Here is a 20,196-nt window from a genome sequence, read left to right as displayed (position 1 = left end):
AATTACAGTCCCCCTAAAGCCTTGTCTATATCGTCCATTTCTTCTGCGGCTGTCGGTTCTGCTGCCCGCTCTTGTCGGAAAATGTGCGGGTTATATTCCTTGTGGTACTTAAACAGTGTCACAATCTGATACGGCGTTTTTCTCCACGCCTCACGCTCTCTGTACCCCAGTAGTCCGATTGCGATATACAAAAGCCGTGCAGTATCTAATTTTCCTGCACGGCTGCCACTTCCCCCGTTTCACTTTCTCCGCTTTCCTCTTCGTCCCCGTTTCCGTCCCCGGCTGTTCCTGCTGCAAAAGATGCAAAAATAGCGTTCTGTACTTCCCGGATATTCCCTAAATGTATCAGCCTGCCTACCTTGTCCTCGCTTAAAAGCTCTGCGTTTTCGTCCTCTTCTAACAGTCCCTCGTTAATCAGCATAGTAAGCAACCATTTGGTATCCTTTACCCAGTCCTTGTTATTCTGGTTAAATACCTCTGGCAGCTTGTCATATCCCCCGCACTTGTCCTGCAATTCTTCCAGTGCATTAAGTGTAAAAAGTAATCTGTACTTTTTCCCTTTCAGTTCCACGGTATAACCGCCGTCATTCATTGCGCTCATGGCATAAAATTAAGGCGCAGCCTGCGCTACGCCTTTCTCCTTTCCTCATATTCTCTTTTTATACTTCTGTCATTTTGGGCGCTGGTTCTGGTACTGTCGTAAACCATGTTGTTGCTGGTTTATCTTTTTCTGTTCCCACAAAATCAGCTTTCCATTTTGCATCTTTCTTTCGCTTGTAGAAAGTTGCTGTAATTTCCGGTGTCTGAAATTCGATTTTTTCCCCTTTTGTCTTGTACTTCTCTCCCGGTACTTCAAATTTGCATTTCAATAACCAGATATATCTGTATCTGCCGCCAGTTTTGGCAGCTCTAAAACCAATAGCCAGAAACGGCGGTTCGTCATCTCCACCAGCCCACACTACCTTGTTTTCGTCTACCAGCTGCCCCAGTACCTCTGCCAGTGTTTCCGGCGTAAGGTCTTTAATCCCCAGTTTTAATGTTCCGTTTGTAAATTCTTTTACGCTCTCGCTTAATGCGTCGTCAGCGTACAAGTCTGCCGTTTCTGTTTTTACAGATAAATCTGCTTCCATTGCCTCTGCCATTTTCTTAGGCGCTCCGTAAGTTTCTGCGCCCTCTGCCTCTGTGCAGACGGCATAGTAAAGGTCTTTTAATCCTAATGTCATTATTTTGTCACTCCTTTAACAATTCGATTGTTATAGGTACTACCCAGTACCCAGTATCACTTTCTTTGGTTTCCGCATCTACGCTATTTATGTAAGCGCCTGCTGCCGTCAATACTTCCAGAGTTTTGTTTAGCTGCGCCTCAAAATCTCCCTTATGGAAAAGCGTAACCCTATACAATTCTCTGCCTGCTACTTCTTTATCGTCAGCGCTCGCCGCTGCTCCTTTCAGCAGCCGCAGAAATGTGTAGTAAGCCGTCGGCTTTTTCTTCCCAGTAAATACGCCTCTTTCCGCTGGCAGTCCTGCACTTTCTAAAATGCTCTGTAAACTATCCATTTGTTTCACGCTCCCATATTTCCAGCTGTGCCTCTACTACTTTCTCCTGTGCTTTCTCATTTGCTACAGTCATATAGGGGCGTGCCTGCTGGCTGCTCGTCCCATATTCCGCTACAAAGCCGATAGTTGCATAACGCACATTGCTTTTGTCCCCTTTTCGGTCGTTTCCGTGCTTTGCCCTGCCATGCGGGTATACCTCTACGTATTTCTCTGTACTTCCACCTTTAACAGCAGTTGCTTTGATTGACTGTATAAAGCCTGCGGTTTCCTCAATCCCCATAGCCTTTGCCTCTGTCTGCTGTGCCTCTATCAGCACCGCAGCACCAGCCTTTAACATTTTAGGCACTGCCTCTACCGTTGCCTGCTCCCTATTTCCAAACGCCTCTATGACAGCCTCTAAGCCCACGGTATTAAATTCTCCCACACTCAAGCCCCCTTTTCCTTATATCGCAAGTCCGTTAGCGTAAGCTCTACCGTGTCGTCGTCAATGTCATACGTCTTAAGCACAAAATAGGCTTTCCCACCCAGTTCTACAGTGTCCTCGCCCTCATAATCTGCCTTATGAACATCACATTTACGCTCTACCACTTTCCCCGTCTGCTGGCTCTTGAAATACTCGTTATAGCCTACTGATTTCATGTTACAAAAAACAGTACGCCTACTTTCTTCGCCCTGCTCTGCAAAGCCGTTACTGTTTACCCTTTTATCTGGCTCTGTCAGTTTTACAAGCGTTAATTCGTCCACCCATTCTGCCATTTTATCCCCCGCTTTCCCCGCCCACGGTGTCCGTTTCGGACACTATCGGCGTGTTGTATTCCTGCGACATAGAAAGCCGCATTTTCAATGTATCGTATGAATTTCTGAATTTTTCCGCATTGTTGTTATAGCCAAATTCAGCCTTACAGTACAGCGTAACGGCTCTGATTATCAGCCCGTCTTTTTCATCAATCCTATTTACTCCGTCGTTTGCAAGGTCTGCTTTGCAGGCGGCTATACAGTCGTTAATTTCTTCTGTAATTTTTTCACTTGTGCTGCTGATACGCAGCGCCGCCCGCATCTTCTCTGTTAATGTTGTGGCATTTGCTGCCATATCCTGCGCCCCGCTTTCTAAAATAAATCTGGGCTACGTTTCCATAGCCCAGATGCTTACTCTTTGATTTTTGCAACCTTTGCTCTTTCCAGAATTGTTGCACGTTCACGGCTTACGGTAAAAACTTCTCCCGGCTCTTTCACTTCGTTTAGTACCTTGTCTAAGTACATAGCTGTTACCTCTACCGTAACCGTTCCGGCTGCCTGCGGTTCGTCGTCCTTTTCCGGCTCTTCCCGCTTGTTTTCCTCGGCATATTCTACCGCCGCCTGCTCCGCTGCCTCTTTTTCCTCTTCTGTCAGCTCGCTTTCGTCTGGTATCTCTACCTCAACCTCTGCGCAACGTTCCGCAAGTTCTTTGATTGTCCCCTCTGTACTTACGCCCAGCTCTTTCGCAAGTTTCTGCAAATCTGCCTTCTTGCATTTTTCCAGCTCTTTAACATCTAAATGCCCTTTCATAAATATCCACCTTTCTTACGCACTTCTCCCCATGCAGATAGTAACAAGGCTATTTTTATCAACTACCTTTCCGTCCACAAGCATAATGCCCTTTGTTACTTTGTCGTCTGTGTCGTTGTCCTCGTACTTCTTTACGCCCATTGCATAGTTGGTGTTAAGTACATAGTCCTTAAAGTTGAAAAGGAACGCAAACGCTGTATTCTCTGCTGCTCCGGCGCTGTATGTGGTCACATAATCGCAGCACACTACCTGTCTGCCCAGCAAAAAGCGCTCCGGCTTTCCTGCAATACCGTAGTTTACTCTGCCGATAGGCTGCCCGTTGCTGTCGGTCAGTCCGTAATACTGCATGAAAGTGTTTTTACTCATACACCATACTGCCCCGTTTTCATATGCCTGCGGTAATGCTGCCTCTGCTGCGATTAAGTCCGCATAAGCAGGTTTTAAGCTGGTAAGTTTCTGCCCCTCTGCTGGTGTTTCGTTTAAAATTCCTTTCGGTTTTCCGTTTCCGTCGCCGCTGATAATCGCCTGCTCAAGTGCTTTTGTCATAGCCTCTACAATGTTGTTGATCAGCATAGCCTCAAAAGCACTGATTGCCATTGTGTCAACTTCCAGACTTACCGCAACGGCGCAGCGCAGCTTATGATATGCAAAAGTAATCATGCCGTCTTTTGTAGCGGTAAATTTCTGCTTGTCGCTGCTTTTTCCCTCTGCTACCCATGTTGCAGTAGGCTTAACCGTAGACACCGGGATAGCCACGCCGCCCTTGTATGCAGTTCTGGTTACAAGCGCCAAAATCATTCCCGTACTTTCTAACTTCTGCACAATCTGGTTCAGCACCGTTGTGGGAATTGTTGCGCCTACGTCCGTTGTGCTGCTCACTGCATCTGCTCTGTACTCTGCCGGAATAGCTGCACCACGGCATACATAACGCATAAATGCCTTTCTGTATTCCATACTGCCGTACTTGTCGCCGTCGTCGCCCTCTCCGGCTGCACCGCTAAAATTCCTAAGTACTCTCGGTGCTGCTCCCTCGCCGCCCTGTCCGTCGTCAATCGATTCTCCTGCCGCAATTCTGGCAAGCAGATTATTTCTTCTCTCTGCCTGCTCCAAAATCTGCGTGCGCTCTTCCTGCAAGTCTGTTACCTCTGTTTCCAGTGCTGTAATTTCCTCTGCGGTCAACTCTGCCGCTCTGGTGTTCAGCTCGTTTCTAATCTGGGCTAATCTTGCCTCAATTTCTTTTAATCTCATGGTTTCTGTTCTCCTTTTTTTGTGTTATAAATTCGCTCTAATCTTTAGTAGTGCTACCCGTCTGTTAAGCAACTCCTGCCGTTCTGCCTCATAACTCCTATGTGCAAAATTACGGGCGCTTATTTCAGTATCCCCGTTTGCTGGTATGCTCACTGCGGATACGTCATAAACCTTTTTTATTTTTAAAATTGTCCTTGTACGTGTTACTCTGTCGTATGTTTCCTCTGCCACGGTAAACGCCCATGACATTTTAGTAATCATGCCTGCGTCAATATCCTGATATAACCCACGGGCTAAGTCTGTCTTTCCTAAGTCAGCCGCCACTAAAAGCCCTTTATGGTCTGGCACTAAAATAAGCGTCTTATTTGACTGTCTGGCAAACACTCTGCCTGCATGGTCGTACTGCATAATAACATCACTCATGTCTGCGCCGTCCAGTGCGTGTGCGTCTATCCTTTCGTAAAACTTTGTCCCGTCCTCAAATTCATAAAGCAGATACGGCTTGTCAAAAGTTGTAGCATATCCCTCTACGTAATACTCTGTGTCTATTCTTTTTGCTGCTGCCTGCGCAGTCAATGGCGCTGCCAGCGCCCTATATTCCCGCTCTTTCTTAATCGGCATTGTTTACACCCTCTTTCTGTTTCCCGTCGTCTGGCGGCTCTTTCGGCTCGCCCTCTGTCGGTTCTTTTCCCTTTCCGTCGTCTGCCCCCTGCTGCCCCGCCTGCGGTACTTGCTGTATGATAATCTTCGGCTCTTTGTTACTGTTGTTCAGCTCGCTTACTTCCGTGTATTCCTTTCGGATATAATACTTTTCCCCGTCCTCTACGTGTGCCATATTCCATATATCCATTACGCCGTTACGGTTCAGCAGCGCACGGTCAAAAAGCTGTGTGCTTACTTGCAGCTTTGTTGCATTGCTGGCATATTGCAGGCGGTTTGCAGAAAAAGTAATAGCATTTCCGCACGCTATCTCTCTGTCTGAAAATGTCATGTTTGACATAACAAGGGAAAGCTGGATTGCAAACGGTTCTATCTTTCCCTCGTAATATGCGTTCCACGTTTCCTCATTGAATTTGTTTTGCAAAATATCCATGTTAGTACCAAAATGCGTGCATACATTTTCTTGTATATTCTGCATCTGCAATGCGTTTGGCGTGTATGGCTTGCTTTCTACTTGTTTCAGCTCCGAAAACTTATTATCATAAATAATCATTCCGCTGTCATTGTCGGCGCTTAAATTGTCCTCGGTAAACCGTTCCCGCTCTTTCTTAATATCCTCTGGTTTCAGCATATTTGCCACCTTTGCCAGAAAGCGGATATTTGCAGAGTTTTTGACGGCATTTATAATGCCCTCATTCTGCGTATGTATCAGCTGCATAGTCGGCTTAAGCGTGCGGTTATCCTCTCCGAAAAGGTCGTCTGTGTACTCAAAGTCTGTTATGATACCTACTTTTTCAAACTCAATAGCCCCATGCTCCCCATTTGCAAACAGATACCGCAAGTAAACCTGTCCTTTTACCTCTACCACCTCGCAGCGTTCCGCACGCAGCGGATACCAGCCGCATAGCCTGCCTATTTTGTCCTCGATAGGTACAATAAAAGCGGTATGCTCTACTGCTACGTAGGTCGCAAGCCGCTTAATAAACTTTGTAGTATCCATGAAATAGTTAGGCTTATGCTGTAATGTTTTTTCCAGATGCTTAAGGGCGCTGCCCGTAATCTCCGGCTTTAATTTGCTGCAATGTGTAGCAAAATTATTTACTGCTGTCCTCGTCAAGTCCATTTCGTATACACCGCCGCTATAGCTGGTAAACGTAGGGCTGTACCCGTTCAGCATCTTAAAATAGCTGTCAATATATCGCAGCTCTTTCCCATGAAAAAGATAATCTAAGAATTTGATACCGTTCACTCTCCTTTCTATGCGGCGTTTTTCAGCAGCTCGCCGCACTCTTCCCAGTATTTCTGCCGTACCGTCATTGCATCAATAACAGATACGAAACCGTCAATGTGCGCCCGCTGCTCTATCTTAATCGGTCTGAATTTCCTTGTTTCCATATTGTGCTTAAGCGCTACGTTTAAAAAATGTGTCTTTAGTAAATTGTTGTCGGCAATCTTAAAATTGCCGTCCTTTATGATGCCCTCAAACTCACGGATAACTGGCGTAAGGTTTTCGCCCTGGTATACGTCGTCCATGTGGAAACCGTAATTTGCCATATCGGTAATAAGGTACTGTGCGCTATATCGGTCGTAGCCAATCTTAAGCGGTCGTATTCCGTATACTTCCAGCAGCATAGTAAACCAGTTGTAAACGTCGTGATAGTCTACGTAGTTCTCGCCGTTTAAAGTAATCAGCCCCTTTTTAACAAATATGTCATAAGGCACGCCGTCCGTCGCCTGCAAGTGTTCAATTCTTCCCCGTGGCATAAAGAATTGAGTAAACGCATATAGCTTACCCTCTTTCTCAATTACCACGCTTGCTGCGGTCAAGTCTGTTGTCTGGCTTAAGTCAATGCCGCCCACGGCGTAACAGTCCCTAAAGTCCTCTAAGGTCTTTTCAACGCCTGCGCCGTCTACTGTCGTATATTCCAGCCATGCAATAGAGCTGTTCTGCTTAATATTGCAATACTTCGTCAGAAACTCTGCTTTCTTGCTTAAGCTGCCCTCTGCTACGGCTATTTCATCAACGAAAAAGCTTTCTTTTACGGAAACGCCCATGTTAGGGTTAGCCTTTTTCAGCTCGTCCAAATCGTTCCACTTTTCCACGTCGTCAATCATGTAGAGGAACGGTAAAAGCCTACGCTCTTTGCTGTTGCCCTTTAAAAAGCTGGTACTGCGTTTCATCAGTTCGTCATAAATACTGTCGTTGATATATCCAGCTGTACTGATACTCAAAATCATAGGCTGGGTACGTGCGCCTAAAGCAGATTTCATAACCTCATACTGCTTAAGTCCAGCGTCCCCGCTCCATGCCGCCATTTCATCACATACCACCAGCTGCGGGTTAAAACCGTCTGATTTCTTGGCATTGAAAGCAATCGGTTTTACAAACGTGTTGCTTTCCTCAATGTAAATATCACTGCGGCGTTTCTTCGCCAGCTCTTCAAGCTCCGGCTCTGCCAGTACCATTTTATGAAAGCCGTCGTATACAAGCGCTGCTTGGTCTAGCTTTGGTGCTAAACAGTAAATTTCCTGCCCGTATTCCGGCTCTAAAAATGCCATGTATGCAATTATCGCAGACGCAAATAAACTCTTGCCGTTTTTTCTGCCGATAACTATAAATATTTCTCGGAAAATGCGTATTTTTTCCTCGTCTTGTACCCCAAAAATAACAGAAACTATAGCCTTTTGCCATAGTTCCAGTTTCAATAAATCATTGCGCCCCTTGCTGTGGTGGCAAAAATTCTCAATGAATTTAATAGCCTTATTTGCAGCTTTCGCATTAAAAAAATACTCCTGCTTTTCCAGTGCGTCCACAATGATTTTATATATCTGTTTTATCCATTTCCCCGCTATTATTTCGCCGCTTGTAATCTTTGCGTGGTACTCATAGATATAATTTTTATACGGTATCACTCCGGGCTATTCTTCCCGCAGTGCCGCCAGTCTGCTTGCTTTCCGCTTTGCTGCTGGCACTAATTCTGTCAGCTGCTTAATGATTGCTGCATAGTTCTTGCTTAAGGCTATGTAAGTTTCTGCCTCTGGGCTTTTCTTTGTTCCCCACTGGTTCTGCCCGTTCTGGTATTCGCTTGTCCAGCCGTCTTTTTCTATCATTGCCTGCAAGTCGTCCAGCTCAACACTCATAAAAGCAGCCTTTTCTATCAGCGGCGTTACTAACTTCTTTTTGTTTTCGTCTAAGTCTTTAAAAATTCCTTTAAGTCTGGTCTTTTCTGCTTTTATCCTCTGTTCTTTTGTCTTTTCTTTCCTTGTTGCCATTCTTTTACCCCGCTTTCAGTTCCTCTGCCCCATACCACACCCCCTACACCACGCCTGCGCACGCCCGTAGGGTAATTTTAGGGTATCCCCTTCGGTATTTGTCCCCTTTAATTTCTTTTCTGCATAGGGGGGATTATACCGCCGTCTGCATCAAATCTATAACGCAGCCTCGGTGCGCTTTTATGATGCTCCTTGTTGTGGCAGTCTTGGCATAACGCCTCTAAGTTATCCCAGTTAAGCGTTATGTCTGTGTCATTGATATTGTCACGGTTAAGCCAGCGCTTATGATGTACTATCTTTGCAGGCTCTCCGCATCTCTCACAAATAAAGTCTTGTGACATTAAGTAAGCAGCTCTTGTATTCTCCCACGCTGCTGATAAATAAAAACTCTTAGCCCATTCTTTCACGCTGTCCCCTCTCTTTCTTTTAGTATCCCAGCGCCCTAAGTTTCATGCGCTGGGTGGAGGCTAAAGAATGAAAACAAAAAGAGTAGGTTACTGCTGCCGCCTCTGCGGTTAAGCTCTCGCCTACTCTTTCCATGCTACCATTATATCTCTTTTGTTTTTCCATGTAAATTTCATGTTTTTTTCATTCTTTTGTCATGCCGCCTATTCCTGCTATCTTATCTTGTCCTCGTCCATTCCCCACAACAATACCGACAGCTCATTTATAATGGCTGTTATCCAGCGTCTTGGCGTGCTGTTTCCCGTGTCCAGTTCCTCTGCAATCTTTGCATAGTCCATACCCTGCATAAAGTACATTTCAAACGCCTTATACTCTATCTCTCTGTCTGCTGCCTTTCTCCTGCGTTCTATCTCTTCTACCGCCTTGTCGATATGCGCCGTCATAATCAGAGTTTTAAAGCGGCTGCGTCTGATACTCTCTAAGTATGTACGCTGCTGCTCGTCTGTCATTCCTGCAAGTTCCAGCTGCTCCCCGTCGCTTATTGCGTTCTCAATGTGAAAAGCTGCGTCCCGGTAACATTTCATCAGCATAAAGGTATTGTGGTACTTATTCTGCTTTCTGTCTTTCTCTTCCTGCTTTTTGTACTCTGCTACTGCTGCCCGTGCTGCTTTCTGTATCAGCCCCTCTAACTCTGCCGCTGTAAATGTTACCCGGTTATCTTCCGTCTGCTCTTCCTGCTGCATTGCCTCTGCTGTATCTGCCATTTCCTGCGTTGTCGTTTCTCCGCTCTTATTTTCTGTTTCCAAATTCTGCATTTCCCTTTTTCTCCTTTTCTCCGTCCATATCTCCTTTTCTTCTTTCGTTAATCTCTTTGAGCTGTTGCCAGATGCTTACCAGCAGCAATGCAATAATTGCAAGTAAAATATTACTCATTATTTGCCTCTCCTTTCCTACATGGTGGAAACGGGCAGTTTTTGCAATCTGGGTTTTTGCATCTCTCCGGCGCTCCGTTTTTCCAGTAATAACTACGCCTTTCTTTTTCACTCCAAAATACTTGCCTTGTTTCTATTCCTGCTCTTTGTAATTTCTTCTGTATTTCCCTAAGCTCGTCCCTATAAAATCTGGCTCTTACGTTCTCTGGTGGTCTTGTATAGTCCAGCGGTTCTGCTTTTGTTTCTAACAATTCCCTTAAAATCTCTGCTGTAGTTTCCCCATACTGCCTAAATACTCCCGTAACTATAAAAGCCTTTTGCCAGATAAAAAGTTTAAATCCTAATGCCGCCTCAACTTTCTTAAAAAATTCCTCTTCTGGGTAAATCGGTCTGTAAAGCCAATTTTCTAAATCTTTATCCATTTTCTACCACCTCTTTTTCGTATGCTGTAATAACTGCTGCCCGCAAACTGTCCGCTGCGTCCTGCCTCTTTTGTATCCGTTCCGGCTCATTAAGTCTAATATGTTCTAAATTGTCTTGCTGCATAATCTCCACTATCTTTTCTGCTGCTCTCCTGCTGTTTGTAATCAGTTTAAGTACGCTGCTGCCGTTCAATGCGTTATTTTCATATACTCCATAATCGCATACCACTGGCTTTACTTCCCAGCTAAGAACATTTCCCTTAATCTCTAACGGCTGCATATAATCCGCTGCGTTCCGGCACACTGTCCCTGCTGCGTCCATTCCATTTCCCAGCGCACGCATAAGATTTGCCATTGCTCCCGTTATTGTTTCTGCGGCTCTCCCTATACTTTCCATGAAATCAACTTTAGCAAGGGCTTTTATTGCCCTTGCTGCTGCCTTTCTCTGTTTTCTCTTGTCTATGCTTGCTGGCGGGTTTACCCCATACCGTTTTTTATAATTCTTTTTCCACTGTCTGTATTTCATGCTTTGCCCTCGCTTTCTGTTTTGTAATCGTCAATGCTCATTTGTCCCGGAAGTTGCCCCCCCTCGGTGTCCGTTTCGGACACTTCATTAAGCCAGCCTTTTTCTACTGCTATCTCCTTTTCCAAAATTCCCAGAACGCAGTAGCCCTCTGCAATAGCTGTATGCGTTTCCTCTGTATCCACGCAGGATATGTAAAGCTCTTTTGTTTTTCCAGTGGCTCTGCCCTCTTCAAATTCTTGTATAACCGCAATCTCCCCGGCGCTATACTTCTCATACTTCAAAAGCAGATACGGCAGTAACCCTGCGCATACAGCTTTAAATGTCTGCTTTGAAACTCTGATATACTTCTTTACTTTTGCGTCGCTTGGCAGATGCTCCATTTTTTCTGCGTCCGCTTTCTCCTGCAATTTCTTCTTTGTTTCCCGGTCTATTCTGTCCTGCTCTTCGTTATACCTCTGCTCGTCTGTCTTTTCTTCCTCTGCCTTGTTTATGTACTGGTCACACTTCTCACACGTCCCGGTCTTTACGTTGCAATCTTTATATCGCTGGCAGGAATAACACAATGATGTAATGCTTTCCGGGTGTGGTGTTTCGTAATCGTCCCCCGCTTTCTTCTCTGCCACCTTTGCGGCTATCTCCTTTGCCCTTATACTGCCGCCTGCTGCCTGCTCCGCAATTTCCCTCTGCTCGTCCTCTGGCAACTTTGCCGCCTCATAAGCAGCCGTAATACCCATGTTCCCATTTTTCAGCTGCTCTTTAATCTCCGGCGTGGCATTGTTGTTAATGCTCTCCATTCTGGCTACGTTTGTGCTACTCTCATTCAGCATAGCCGCCACTAAGTCCCGCATCTTTCCTTTAATCTCTGATCCGTCCTCTTCTTTTGCCCGGATAAGCGCCGCTTTTGTCCGCTCTACCAATCTGGTCTTTTCGTATGCTGTAAGCTCCTGCGTATATCCGTTGCCCGCCAGTAAGGACAGCTCATACATTGCTTCTGTCATGTCCTTGTAGCGGTATTTTACTTTCTCATACTCCTTATGCCCCCGCTCCAAATTCATAATATTTGCTGCATTTCTTCTATGCCCGTCCACTATCCGAAACTCGCCGTTTACCCTTGCAATTACCGTGGGCTGCTCCTGCCCTACGTGTAAAAAACTGTCTGCCAGTTCTTCTATGTTCTCTAAACTCTGGTGCGTGTTCTCCGGCGCAGCCCTAACCTCATAAGGGCTTAAATAAATCTCTTCGTAATCTTCCACCCTGCCTGCTGCCGCAGCTCTGCTCTTTGCGTTCAAAATATCATTTAAACCAAATTTTGCCTTTGCCATGTTCTTTACCTCACTTTTTTCTTTATGCGTATCTAAAATAAATCAAATAGATTTTCTGTTCATAGGTCAAATCGTCACTATACAGCATACGGTTAAAATCACTTTCTGTTAAAGCCCGTACCTTTCTTTTTAATCTATACAGAAAAAGCCATATACTTAAAAACATTTCAAAAACCGTCATAATTTATCTCGCTTTCCCCGTGTACTCTGTAATAAATTTCTTGTATCCCTGCGCCGCTCCGCAGCATGGGCTATATTCATAAATCGGCTTTCGCATAAATGAACTTTCCGCTACTTTCTTGGAATATCTGATAACGCCCAGTATTTTGTACTTTCCATTCTGTGCCAGCCATTCCACGCCCGCTGCCTCTCCGTCCGTATTCTGGTAAGACGTTACCAGCACTCCGCCCAGATGCAGCCGCTCATTAAATGCCTTTGCGTCCTCTATCTGCTCTGCCACAATGTCCAGCCCCTCTAATGCGTCCTCGTCAATCTTCACGGGTACTATAACCTCGTCCGTGATTGCCAGCGCATTTACCACGTTAAGCCCTATGTCCGGCGGATTATCTATTATGCAGTAATCGTAGTAATTGCTTACCCCTGCCGTTCTCTCCGTCAGCCTCTTATATCTCTCTATCTGGTTTTCGTTTTCTTCCCTCGTCAAATTCCATGCAGCCCCGAAAAGTGACAGATTAGCGGCTATAATGTCTATCCCCTCATACTCTGTATGTTGTATAATTTCTCCTGCTCTCTGCCATTCTCCACTAAGCAGCTTTGTTATCGGCGCTACGCTCTCTGCGTCATATCTTCCATACGCCCTACTTGCATTTCCCTGCTTGTCGTTATCAATCAGCAGCACCTTAAACCCTCTGCGGTACAGCTCGTATGCCATATTTACTGCTGTAAAGGTCTTTGCAACGCCGCCCTTTAAATTCAAAACGCTTATTGTTTTCATTCTTTTCCTCACTTCCTGCGCTCGCCTCTTAGCGCATTTTGTTTATATCAATGCCCGCCACGTCTGCCAACTCTTTTGCCGCTTGCGTGATTGATACCTTTTGATAATCTCCGCATTTTTTCTGGCTTTTTCTGTAGCAGTAGGCATTGTGTCCTAACCTACAGCGTTTCTTTTGAAACTCGCCACACGTTCTGCATTGCTCCTTTATTTTCCGTGTTAATTTTTTTATCTGTGCCATATCTTCCCTGCCTCTCCCAGCTCTTCCGTGCGCAGCAAGTACGTTTCTATCAGCTCTGCCGCTTTCTGCCAGCCATAACATACCGCTGTATAATATCCCTGCTGCCGCTGATATTCTAACCAGCGCCGCTGATTTTCCGTTGTGGTATTCTTACCAGCCTTAAGCTCAATGTAAAGTCCGTGATACCCTGCTCTTGCAGCTGGTAAAACAATGTCCGGCACTCCTGCTTTTACGCCCTGCCTCTTAAGGGCTACCGCTGTCGCTCTGTCACGCTTGCCGCCGTTTGGTACGTGGTGCATATATTCCAGTTCCGGCATACGTCCCATGTTATACCCAGCCCAGCTAAACAGTGCCTCTTGATGCCCGCTTTCGTCGTCAAGTCTAAAATTCTTCATGCTTTCGCCTCTCCCCTTTCTTAAACTCCACATACTTGTAAATTTGATACAGCAACCCGGTGTTTCCGTCCTTTCTTGCTGCCTCTACTGCCAGCAGCTCTACGGTCTGCTCCTGCTCTGCTGTCTTTCCCGTCATTACGTCCCAACGGCAAATATCAAAATATTCACACCGTATGCAGCAGTGGTGGCAGCCTTTCCCTTTCTGGAATAACCAGTATTTAAGCCTCTCTATCATTTTCCGCTTTCTCCTTTCTGCTCCCGTTGTCTACCCACTCGTCCTGCCGCCGCATTACTTCTGCTGCTATTCCAAACGCAAGTATCGCCAGTGCCACAATCAGCAGCAAAACTGTCAAAATCAATACCGCCACAATCAGCAATCCTTTTATTATCTGCATCTTATCCCCCCCTCTCTTCTAATTTGACTAACGTATATCTGAAATACCCATACCCGTAATAATCCGGGCTGTGTACGCCTTTGCTCACGCTATCCTTGTCTACGTAATAACCTTTTATCTCTCTCGGCTCTGCCTTAAACCACTGCCTATCTGTAATTACTCTTATTTCCGGCTCTGGTCTTACAAGGTTCTTGCTGCAATTCCAGCGCTTGCCCTGCAATGCCCCGTCCTCGTCTTTTCTGTGCTTGTCCGTGTATTTGATAAAATAGCTTGCCAGTTTCGCATAATTGCCGCTGTCGTCCAGAGGAAAAACCTTTATGCGGTTATGCCCCTCATATGCCTTATACCAGCAGCGCTGTAAAATCTCTGTGTCAATTTTATTTATCACTAAATGATGATGCCTTGCACCTCTTTCCCCTATCTCCATAACGTGTATGTACTTAAGCTCTAACCCTGCCTTTTTGTACTCTTTCCGGCACTCCCTTAAAAATACATCTATGTCTTTGCGCATCTGCTCTTTTGTTCTGTCCGGCTGCCCTTTCTTTCGGATATAGTCAAGCTCTAAATGGTAGTCCCCATAACCAAAATTAGCGTTCATCAGTATTCTTAACTTTCTCTCCGCTTGTCTGGTATTTACCTTTGCCTGCTGCTCCTTTGTTGGCTTAACTTTATCTCCTCTCTTTATCCCCGGCTTTTTATATCTGCTTGTAAAATACCTTTCTACCTCTATCGTTTTCCCTGCTCTGGTTATCCTCTCAACGTATGGCATACCCTTACCCCTTTTTCTCTATATCTGTCGGATAGTTAATACTTTTATCAAGTGGTAAAACGGGCTTGCTGCCCGTGATTTTTCCTTGCTTTTCTGCCATACTTCGCTTATAATATTTGTAGGTTTAAAAGCTGTATAGCTTAGCCCCTATGGTATTCCCGTACCGTAGGGGCTTTTCCTTTTTATTCAATTTTTACCACCATGCAGCCTGCGGCTACTTTGCTCATTGCATAATCGTAGGCTCTCTGATACGGCTCTTTGCAGCTGTACCCATTGCAAGTATGTAAGTTTCTCCCTCTGCAAAAGCAGCACGCATACCTCTTGGCGTATTCTTCTGCCAGCCTCTCTGCCCTCTGCTTCTCATGTTTTGCCCGGACTAAAAGCCCTGCATCATTTATCACGGGAATACGCAACGCCTTTGCTGTTTCTATCTCCCGGTACATACCCTCGCTAATACCGTATTTATCTCCCACAATCATAAAATCGCAACCTTTCAGCAATTCCATTCCTGCTGCCAGCCCTTGCGCCCGTTCCTGCGGCTTTTTCTCGTCCAAACACTGCGTTATATACAAATGTGGCGTAATCGGCGCTAAGCCCGCCTTAAGCGCTCGCCGTGTAAGTGCCTGCGCATATTCTATATTTCTGTCCAGCTCTGCGCCGTCTTTTGCCCGGTACGGGCTGCATACATACACTTTCATCATGCCTTTTTACCCTCTTTCTGTCGTGCCTCTGCCCTTGCCTGCTCATTTCCTGCCAGATAGGCAGCTAAGCACATAAGCTCGTCTGCTCCCTTTTCATCCATAAAGTCGCAATCAATGCAGCATTTACAGTACCCCGTAATCTGTAAATATCTGTCGTATACTTCCTGCGGCGTTTGGCACTGCTTTAAGCTGCTTATCATGCCTGCAAGTCGCTGCACTGCTTTTATGCCTGCCTCGCCGCCTTTTCCATGTATCCCTACTGTAATTTCTCGCATTTTCGTTGTGCCGTCTGCTCCTAAAATTGTTTTACTCTTCATTCTGTGCCTCGCTTTCTCCTTTAAGTCCAGCTAAAAGCATTGTCATAGCGTCTATAGCTGTGTCAAAATGTTTCCCTAGCTCTGCCGCATTAAAAAGCCCCTGCTGTCTGTCTTTCCCGTTCCCTTTTATTACCCACACTTGCAGAATAGGCTTTAGCTGGCTAAGCCCTGCTATGCTTTCCTTTAACTCTTCCTCACTCACGCAGATTTTTACATAACCTTTCCCGATATTCTCAACACTCATTTTTTACCTCTTCCTTTTTTATTGTGTGTACTGATACCTCGTAGGCTGTACGTGTCTCTGTCACTCTCTCTGCTACCACGTCGTCTGCGTAAAGTTCCTCTATCAGCTTTTCATATTCCCGGCTCTGCAATCTTCCTATCAGTTTCACTGTATCCCCCGGCAGCCAGTTTGCTACCTCGTCCGCCGTCTCATTCCAACAGATACATGGTATAAGGCTGCTGCACTTCGTAAGCTGATTTTTTACTTTTACAAAAATGTCAGAAATACGCTTTCCTCTCGGTGTCTCTCTGTATGTAGGCTTATATACAATCTCGCCCACTAATACTATGTCGTTCTGCTGCTCTGCCTTTGGGCTTAATGCCACAAAATCAGCCAGTGCAAAAACCAGCTGCCGCCCCGTAGAAAAGTCTTTAAGTGTCTGCATCTTCCCATAGAGTAAAAGCCTGCTGCCTGCCGGATACTCTCGCAATACGTCAAACTCTACACCCTGCGTCGATTTATACGGCGTGTCCCACGCAAACGCTACTACCAGCGTGTCCGTTGTCCCGCTCGGTCTTTCTATTTCAATCAGCCCCAGATAGCCCCTAAACCGCAGCCCGCATATATCCTCTACCGCTTTCAGCTCCTTTACGTCTCCTGCCAGTCCTACTACGTTCTTTTCGCTGCTGCCCGCTGTCAGCTGCTCTAAAATTTCCGTATTAAGGTCTTTTAAAAAGTTCGGCATAATTTCCTTTTTATCCTGCCCTTTTCTCATGCCTTACGCCCTCTCTTTCTCTTCCATAGCTTTGCAGTGCCTCTATCGCTCTTTTATAGCACTCTACGTCTTTTTCTTCTTTTACCTTGCATACGCATTTACCCCGCTGCTCCCCGGTATACTCCCAGATTTCTATAAGCCCGTCGTCATATATGCTAAATCTGCTGTGCATACGCAAGTTATGCTTTTTCTGTAGCGGTCTGTATACTCGGTAAAACTCTTTTACTACCTCTCTATATTCGTCCATGTGCAACCCTTTACTTTTCCGGCATCTGGTATACTCTTGGTATAACCGTTGCCATAGGCTGCATAGGCGTGCTACCTCTTATAAGTCCCCTACTGCCCTCTGCGTACAAATAGCTGCTACATACTTTTTCTATCTCGTCCAGCACCTCTATGCAGCGCTCTTTGCTCTCATACTCTGCAATTTCCTCTAAGCAACCGTCAGAAATGCAAATAGTGTGGTGTGCTGCTGCCTCTTTCCCTCTTTTGCAGTCATGTTTTTCTTCGTACTGCAAGCAATTAAAGCAAATGCCGAAATCATACAGCTTTTCTCTATTCTGGCTGCGTATGTATACGTTACTCATTCTCTGCCTCTCTTTCCCCGGTTTCGTCCGGCTCTTTGTGTTCTTCATATCCCTCTAAGTATCCGGCACAAACTATATCAATCTCTTTACCGTCCCTGCCGTCGTTCCTTATCTCGATTTTTCCGTAATATGCGTAAATACAGCAGCCGTCATAATCAAATACCCGTATGCTGCCCTCTGTCGCCTGCTCCGGCACTTCAATTACCAGAGGCTCTGCCTGCTGCCTTTTATCGGCGTTCTTATGCTCCTTCTGTGGCTCTCGGCTGGTAAGCAGTACAAATAATGCAATAGCTGTTACTCCGGCTGCTGCCGCACCTATCCATATCAGCAACTTAAGCACTCTATTTTCTCGTCTATGTTTCTTTCTCATGCTTTTCCTCTCTTTCTTCCGTCTGTGCTTAGCCTCTGCTTTTCTTCGTCCCAGTCAAAAGAGGCACACGCAATGCAGCGTTTGCATTGCTCTATAGGCTCGTCGTCCCACTCACTACCAAAACCTAAACAAGCGCCGCTCCCGTCTTTTCCAGCAGTTCCGTATTTCTTTTGTAAGCTGCACTTTTCCATTCGTTGCTTTATCCGGCACTGTTTGCAAACAATCTTTTTTCCCGTTGTGCAACCCTCTTGCCTCGCAAAATATGCCGCCCATATTTTACTTACTCCATTTCTTACGCTGTTCCAGCCTATAACCTTTTCGCCGCATATATCGCAATAAACCTCTGTGCTTACTTCTCTATAAATAGCCATTTACTACCCCACTTTCTGCCGTTTCATGCAGTATCATTTTTCTAAACAGACTTTCAAATATCGGTACTGGTATGCTATTACCAGCCTGCTTATAAAGAGGCATTATATAGCGCCCTACTCTCTTATGCACTGCCGCCGCTGCATTGAAATCTTCGTCTGTATATCCTTGCAAGCGCCAGCACTCTAACTCTGTCAGATACCTATAGCGCCCGTTTCCCATATCTATTACCTGTGCTGGCGTTCTATCCTGCCTTGCAGTAATCGTAAATGCGTAGTCCTCTATTATCGTCGCCCGCCGTATCCCCTTTTTCCCTATTGCCTCTAAAACGCTTGGCTGTGTCACGTCATACACTGGCGGCGCATCTGATAGCAAAAAATCGTTTATATCCCTCATAGGTGTTTTAATCAAATCATCAAACGAAAATTTTTCATTTCCCAGCACTGATACTGTAAAAACTCTTTCCCGTGCTTGTGGTAGTCCAAACTCTCTTGCGTCCAGCACTTCAAAATTATTGCTGTATCCTAACCGCTCCATTTCTGATAGATACCGATTAAAATTCACACGCATATAACGACTTAATACATTTTTTACATTTTCCCAAATAACATATTTTGGTTTCCATTCTCCCATTTGCTCTATAATATGTATTGTTTCCCACATAAGGCTTGAACGTGTCCCGCTCCCCTTATCCGCTCCTTTTCCACGGTTTATACGTCCTGCCTCTGCCGTCGCTTTTCCTTGATGTCCCGCTATGCTGAAATCTTGGCACGGGCTACCATATATTAAAATATCCGGCTTTAAGTTCCACCCTACTACGCTCTGCGTCTTATATTCCAATTCATCAGAAAACATGGCATTATAAGAACGTACTGCCTTTTCGTCTATCTCCACGTAATCAATAGCTTTTACGGGTATTCCTATATTACGCATGGCACAACGTGGGCTACCTATTCCCCCGAACAGCTCTAAAATTTTTATCATTTCTTTTATCCCTTTCTTTCGTTTCCCAATAATATCTATTCACTATGCACATTTCCCGGCTGAAAATCATATACAACGCTAACGGCACTGTTAAAATTGCTATTGTAGCGTCCCCCTCTAATATGTAGACTGCCAACGCCGTAAATGCCAGCAACGCTATACCATTCAATTTCTGCATAATAAAATACTGTCGGCGGCGTTTCTTCTCCCTCTGCCTTTTCCTCATATCTTCCAGCGCATCTGCGTACCCTCTTCTATACGCTGCTGTTACTGCTGCTCGTTTCTCTCGTTTCGGTTCTGCTATCTGTATGGGGGCTATATTCTCCATTCCCTGCCTCTCTTTCTTTCGGCGGCGCTCTCGGCATTTTCATTGCTACCGCTCCCTATTCTGGCGTAATTTACCGTGTGGGCGCTTTTCGCATTAAAAAGCTGCTTAAAACCTGTTGAACGACTGCATACTTTATAGCTGGTATACCCGCTGCTATTTTTTCACGGTATCCAGATGCAGCTATTCGCCTGCTGCTCTCTGGTGCAGCCCGCCAAACTGCTACCTAAAACGCCCTGCTGGAATTGAACCAGCGCCCCCGCTATATCCGGCTGCGGTATTCTCCCACTGAATTAAGGGCGCTTGCTGGCGGCAGCTACCGCCATTAACTCATAATTTTTATGCTGTATTCGCCGTTTCCGTTATCTCTTTCCATGATTATTGCTAAGTCGTCCCCGTGGTAAAGGTCTGGTATTCTACAATCTTTATGAATGGTTACGCCTTGCACTCTATCCCACCCGCTCATTTTTTTCGCCTCTGTCAGTGCATTTATTGCCGCTCTATAGCTTTCTCTGTCCCCTTTGTCATAAATCAATATTTTGTAATCTCTTGCTTTTATGTATCTTTCCATATTTTCTGCCTTTCTTTCGTTCTCTCTGATTAAATCGCCCTCTGTGCCATATCTGCGCTGTACTGCTGCCTATTACCACCACCAGCACCGCCCCTTTGCAGCTCGTGGTAAATCGTGGCTCTATGCACGTCCATAGCTGCTGCTATCTCGTCCGCTTTCTTTCCATTCCGGCACATTTCCTCTATGGTCTTTCTGTCCTCATAGCTCAATCTCTTGTACTTGCGTGCCATTTCTCCCGCTCCTTTCTGATTTTTGGATAAAAAAATAGTGCGATAGAGTTTTTTAAGCTCTACCGCACTATGCTTTTTACTTCAATCTACCGTAAAAAATAA

General features: G+C 45.4%; 37 protein-coding genes and 1 tRNA gene. All 38 read right to left on the bottom strand.

The annotated features are described in order from the left end of the window. Positions 1-2: 2 nt before the first annotated feature. The 38 genes from V8Q34_RS12505 to V8Q34_RS12320 all read right to left on the bottom strand — a co-directional run bounded on the left by V8Q34_RS12505 (position 3) and on the right by V8Q34_RS12320 (position 20,094). Complete coding sequence (locus V8Q34_RS12505) at positions 3-191, bottom strand: hypothetical protein (RefSeq protein WP_139009316.1); 189 nt, start codon at positions 189-191, stop codon at positions 3-5. Between the two features lie 14 nt (positions 192-205). Further along, entirely contained in the window at positions 206-601 is a 396-nt protein-coding gene (locus V8Q34_RS12500; RefSeq protein WP_139009315.1) for a hypothetical protein, read from the bottom strand. Between the two features lie 58 nt (positions 602-659). Further along, positions 660-1,223: a major tail protein gene (locus tag V8Q34_RS12495; RefSeq protein WP_335835568.1), complete on the bottom strand. Its 564-nt coding sequence runs from the start codon at positions 1,221-1,223 to the stop codon at positions 660-662. A gap of 7 nt (positions 1,224-1,230) precedes the next feature. Then, complete coding sequence (locus tag V8Q34_RS12490; protein ID WP_173724489.1) at positions 1,231-1,557, bottom strand: hypothetical protein; 327 nt, start codon at positions 1,555-1,557, stop codon at positions 1,231-1,233. Further along, positions 1,550-1,981, bottom strand: a complete 432-nt coding sequence (locus tag V8Q34_RS12485) for a hypothetical protein (protein WP_173724488.1) — start codon at positions 1,979-1,981, stop codon at positions 1,550-1,552. Before V8Q34_RS12485 ends, V8Q34_RS12490 begins: the two co-directional genes overlap by 8 nt. A 2-nt stretch (positions 1,982-1,983) precedes the next feature. Next, on the bottom strand, positions 1,984-2,313 hold the full coding sequence (locus V8Q34_RS12480; RefSeq protein ID WP_173724487.1) for a hypothetical protein: 330 nt from the start codon (positions 2,311-2,313) through the stop codon (positions 1,984-1,986). A gap of 1 nt (position 2,314) precedes the next feature. Then, positions 2,315-2,647 (bottom strand): phage head-tail connector protein, encoded by a 333-nt coding sequence (locus V8Q34_RS12475; protein ID WP_173724486.1) that lies wholly within the window; start codon positions 2,645-2,647, stop codon positions 2,315-2,317. A 56-nt stretch (positions 2,648-2,703) separates the two neighbouring features. Further along, the gene (locus V8Q34_RS12470) at positions 2,704-3,102 is read right to left on the bottom strand and encodes a hypothetical protein (RefSeq protein WP_335835567.1); all 399 of its coding nucleotides are present in this window, start codon (positions 3,100-3,102) and stop codon (positions 2,704-2,706) included. Positions 3,103-3,117: 15 nt separating this feature from the next. Further along, positions 3,118-4,350, bottom strand: a complete 1,233-nt coding sequence (locus V8Q34_RS12465; protein WP_335835566.1) for a phage major capsid protein — start codon at positions 4,348-4,350, stop codon at positions 3,118-3,120. 24 nt (positions 4,351-4,374) lie between these two features. Then, on the bottom strand, positions 4,375-4,971 hold the full coding sequence (locus V8Q34_RS12460; protein WP_335835565.1) for an HK97 family phage prohead protease: 597 nt from the start codon (positions 4,969-4,971) through the stop codon (positions 4,375-4,377). Further along, a complete protein-coding gene (locus tag V8Q34_RS12455; RefSeq protein WP_335835564.1) occupies positions 4,961-6,259 on the bottom strand; it encodes a phage portal protein in 1,299 nt (432 codons plus the stop codon). The genes V8Q34_RS12460 and V8Q34_RS12455 overlap by 11 nt, the downstream gene beginning before the upstream one ends. An 8-nt stretch (positions 6,260-6,267) precedes the next feature. Beyond that, the gene (locus V8Q34_RS12450) at positions 6,268-7,923 is read right to left on the bottom strand and encodes a terminase large subunit (RefSeq protein ID WP_335835563.1); all 1,656 of its coding nucleotides are present in this window, start codon (positions 7,921-7,923) and stop codon (positions 6,268-6,270) included. Between the two features lie 6 nt (positions 7,924-7,929). Continuing rightward, on the bottom strand, positions 7,930-8,283 hold the full coding sequence (locus tag V8Q34_RS12445; protein WP_243874384.1) for a hypothetical protein: 354 nt from the start codon (positions 8,281-8,283) through the stop codon (positions 7,930-7,932). 107 nt (positions 8,284-8,390) lie between these two features. Continuing rightward, positions 8,391-8,690 carry an HNH endonuclease gene (locus V8Q34_RS12440; protein ID WP_168866526.1) on the bottom strand — a complete coding sequence of 100 codons (300 nt, stop codon included), beginning with the start codon at positions 8,688-8,690 and terminating at the stop codon, positions 8,391-8,393. 210 nt (positions 8,691-8,900) lie between these two features. After that, on the bottom strand, positions 8,901-9,503 hold the full coding sequence (locus tag V8Q34_RS12435) for a hypothetical protein (RefSeq protein WP_243874383.1): 603 nt from the start codon (positions 9,501-9,503) through the stop codon (positions 8,901-8,903). Continuing rightward, positions 9,478-9,621: a hypothetical protein gene (locus V8Q34_RS12430; protein WP_173724480.1), complete on the bottom strand. Its 144-nt coding sequence runs from the start codon at positions 9,619-9,621 to the stop codon at positions 9,478-9,480. The genes V8Q34_RS12435 and V8Q34_RS12430 overlap by 26 nt, the downstream gene beginning before the upstream one ends. Next, on the bottom strand, positions 9,614-10,042 hold the full coding sequence (locus tag V8Q34_RS12425) for a hypothetical protein (RefSeq protein ID WP_173724479.1): 429 nt from the start codon (positions 10,040-10,042) through the stop codon (positions 9,614-9,616). Before V8Q34_RS12425 ends, V8Q34_RS12430 begins: the two co-directional genes overlap by 8 nt. Next, entirely contained in the window at positions 10,035-10,568 is a 534-nt protein-coding gene (locus tag V8Q34_RS12420) for a hypothetical protein (protein ID WP_317347375.1), read from the bottom strand. Before V8Q34_RS12420 ends, V8Q34_RS12425 begins: the two co-directional genes overlap by 8 nt. Continuing rightward, positions 10,565-11,890 carry a ParB/RepB/Spo0J family partition protein gene (locus V8Q34_RS12415; protein WP_335835562.1) on the bottom strand — a complete coding sequence of 442 codons (1,326 nt, stop codon included), beginning with the start codon at positions 11,888-11,890 and terminating at the stop codon, positions 10,565-10,567. The genes V8Q34_RS12420 and V8Q34_RS12415 overlap by 4 nt, the downstream gene beginning before the upstream one ends. A gap of 184 nt (positions 11,891-12,074) precedes the next feature. Further along, complete coding sequence (locus tag V8Q34_RS12410) at positions 12,075-12,845, bottom strand: ParA family protein (protein ID WP_335835561.1); 771 nt, start codon at positions 12,843-12,845, stop codon at positions 12,075-12,077. Between the two features lie 28 nt (positions 12,846-12,873). Next, complete coding sequence (locus V8Q34_RS12405) at positions 12,874-13,083, bottom strand: hypothetical protein (protein WP_173724475.1); 210 nt, start codon at positions 13,081-13,083, stop codon at positions 12,874-12,876. Next, a complete protein-coding gene (locus tag V8Q34_RS12400) occupies positions 13,071-13,478 on the bottom strand; it encodes a VRR-NUC domain-containing protein (RefSeq protein WP_335835560.1) in 408 nt (135 codons plus the stop codon). Before V8Q34_RS12400 ends, V8Q34_RS12405 begins: the two co-directional genes overlap by 13 nt. Then, positions 13,465-13,713, bottom strand: coding sequence for a hypothetical protein (locus V8Q34_RS12395; protein WP_173724473.1), 249 nt, complete (start codon positions 13,711-13,713; stop codon positions 13,465-13,467). The genes V8Q34_RS12400 and V8Q34_RS12395 overlap by 14 nt, the downstream gene beginning before the upstream one ends. Next, entirely contained in the window at positions 13,697-13,873 is a 177-nt protein-coding gene (locus V8Q34_RS12390; protein WP_335835559.1) for an N-acetylmuramoyl-L-alanine amidase, read from the bottom strand. The genes V8Q34_RS12395 and V8Q34_RS12390 overlap by 17 nt, the downstream gene beginning before the upstream one ends. A gap of 1 nt (position 13,874) precedes the next feature. Continuing rightward, entirely contained in the window at positions 13,875-14,642 is a 768-nt protein-coding gene (locus V8Q34_RS12385; RefSeq protein ID WP_216242993.1) for a rolling circle replication-associated protein, read from the bottom strand. A 182-nt stretch (positions 14,643-14,824) separates the two neighbouring features. Continuing rightward, positions 14,825-15,343, bottom strand: coding sequence for a DUF7768 domain-containing protein (locus V8Q34_RS12380; protein ID WP_335835558.1), 519 nt, complete (start codon positions 15,341-15,343; stop codon positions 14,825-14,827). After that, a complete protein-coding gene (locus V8Q34_RS12375; RefSeq protein WP_335835557.1) occupies positions 15,340-15,660 on the bottom strand; it encodes a hypothetical protein in 321 nt (106 codons plus the stop codon). The genes V8Q34_RS12380 and V8Q34_RS12375 overlap by 4 nt, the downstream gene beginning before the upstream one ends. Beyond that, positions 15,650-15,904: a toxin PIN gene (locus V8Q34_RS12370; protein WP_335835556.1), complete on the bottom strand. Its 255-nt coding sequence runs from the start codon at positions 15,902-15,904 to the stop codon at positions 15,650-15,652. The genes V8Q34_RS12375 and V8Q34_RS12370 overlap by 11 nt, the downstream gene beginning before the upstream one ends. After that, entirely contained in the window at positions 15,894-16,658 is a 765-nt protein-coding gene (locus V8Q34_RS12365) for a single-stranded DNA-binding protein (RefSeq protein WP_335835555.1), read from the bottom strand. Before V8Q34_RS12365 ends, V8Q34_RS12370 begins: the two co-directional genes overlap by 11 nt. Beyond that, on the bottom strand, positions 16,639-16,830 hold the full coding sequence (locus V8Q34_RS12360) for a hypothetical protein (protein ID WP_335835554.1): 192 nt from the start codon (positions 16,828-16,830) through the stop codon (positions 16,639-16,641). Before V8Q34_RS12360 ends, V8Q34_RS12365 begins: the two co-directional genes overlap by 20 nt. 85 nt (positions 16,831-16,915) lie before the next feature. After that, positions 16,916-17,245 carry a long-chain fatty acid--CoA ligase gene (locus tag V8Q34_RS12355; RefSeq protein WP_335835553.1) on the bottom strand — a complete coding sequence of 110 codons (330 nt, stop codon included), beginning with the start codon at positions 17,243-17,245 and terminating at the stop codon, positions 16,916-16,918. After that, on the bottom strand, positions 17,238-17,615 hold the full coding sequence (locus V8Q34_RS12350; protein WP_335835552.1) for a hypothetical protein: 378 nt from the start codon (positions 17,613-17,615) through the stop codon (positions 17,238-17,240). Before V8Q34_RS12350 ends, V8Q34_RS12355 begins: the two co-directional genes overlap by 8 nt. Further along, positions 17,612-17,986, bottom strand: coding sequence for a hypothetical protein (locus V8Q34_RS12345; protein ID WP_335835551.1), 375 nt, complete (start codon positions 17,984-17,986; stop codon positions 17,612-17,614). Before V8Q34_RS12345 ends, V8Q34_RS12350 begins: the two co-directional genes overlap by 4 nt. Next, complete coding sequence (locus V8Q34_RS12340; protein ID WP_335835550.1) at positions 17,973-18,968, bottom strand: DNA cytosine methyltransferase; 996 nt, start codon at positions 18,966-18,968, stop codon at positions 17,973-17,975. The genes V8Q34_RS12345 and V8Q34_RS12340 overlap by 14 nt, the downstream gene beginning before the upstream one ends. Beyond that, on the bottom strand, positions 18,931-19,296 hold the full coding sequence (locus tag V8Q34_RS12335; protein ID WP_335835549.1) for a hypothetical protein: 366 nt from the start codon (positions 19,294-19,296) through the stop codon (positions 18,931-18,933). Before V8Q34_RS12335 ends, V8Q34_RS12340 begins: the two co-directional genes overlap by 38 nt. Before the next feature lie 227 nt (positions 19,297-19,523). Continuing rightward, a tRNA-OTHER gene (locus V8Q34_RS12330) sits at positions 19,524-19,596 on the bottom strand. A 22-nt stretch (positions 19,597-19,618) separates the two neighbouring features. Further along, on the bottom strand, positions 19,619-19,864 hold the full coding sequence (locus tag V8Q34_RS12325) for a hypothetical protein (RefSeq protein ID WP_335835548.1): 246 nt from the start codon (positions 19,862-19,864) through the stop codon (positions 19,619-19,621). A gap of 29 nt (positions 19,865-19,893) precedes the next feature. Beyond that, positions 19,894-20,094: a helix-turn-helix domain-containing protein gene (locus tag V8Q34_RS12320; RefSeq protein ID WP_139009306.1), complete on the bottom strand. Its 201-nt coding sequence runs from the start codon at positions 20,092-20,094 to the stop codon at positions 19,894-19,896. Positions 20,095-20,196: the final 102 nt, after the last annotated feature.

The sequence above is a fragment of the Blautia sp. JLR.GB0024 genome, from assembly GCF_037000545.1.
Taxonomy (GTDB): Bacteria; Bacillota; Clostridia; order Lachnospirales; family Lachnospiraceae; genus Blautia; species Blautia celeris.
This window is presented reverse-complemented; position numbering and strand designations above follow the sequence as displayed.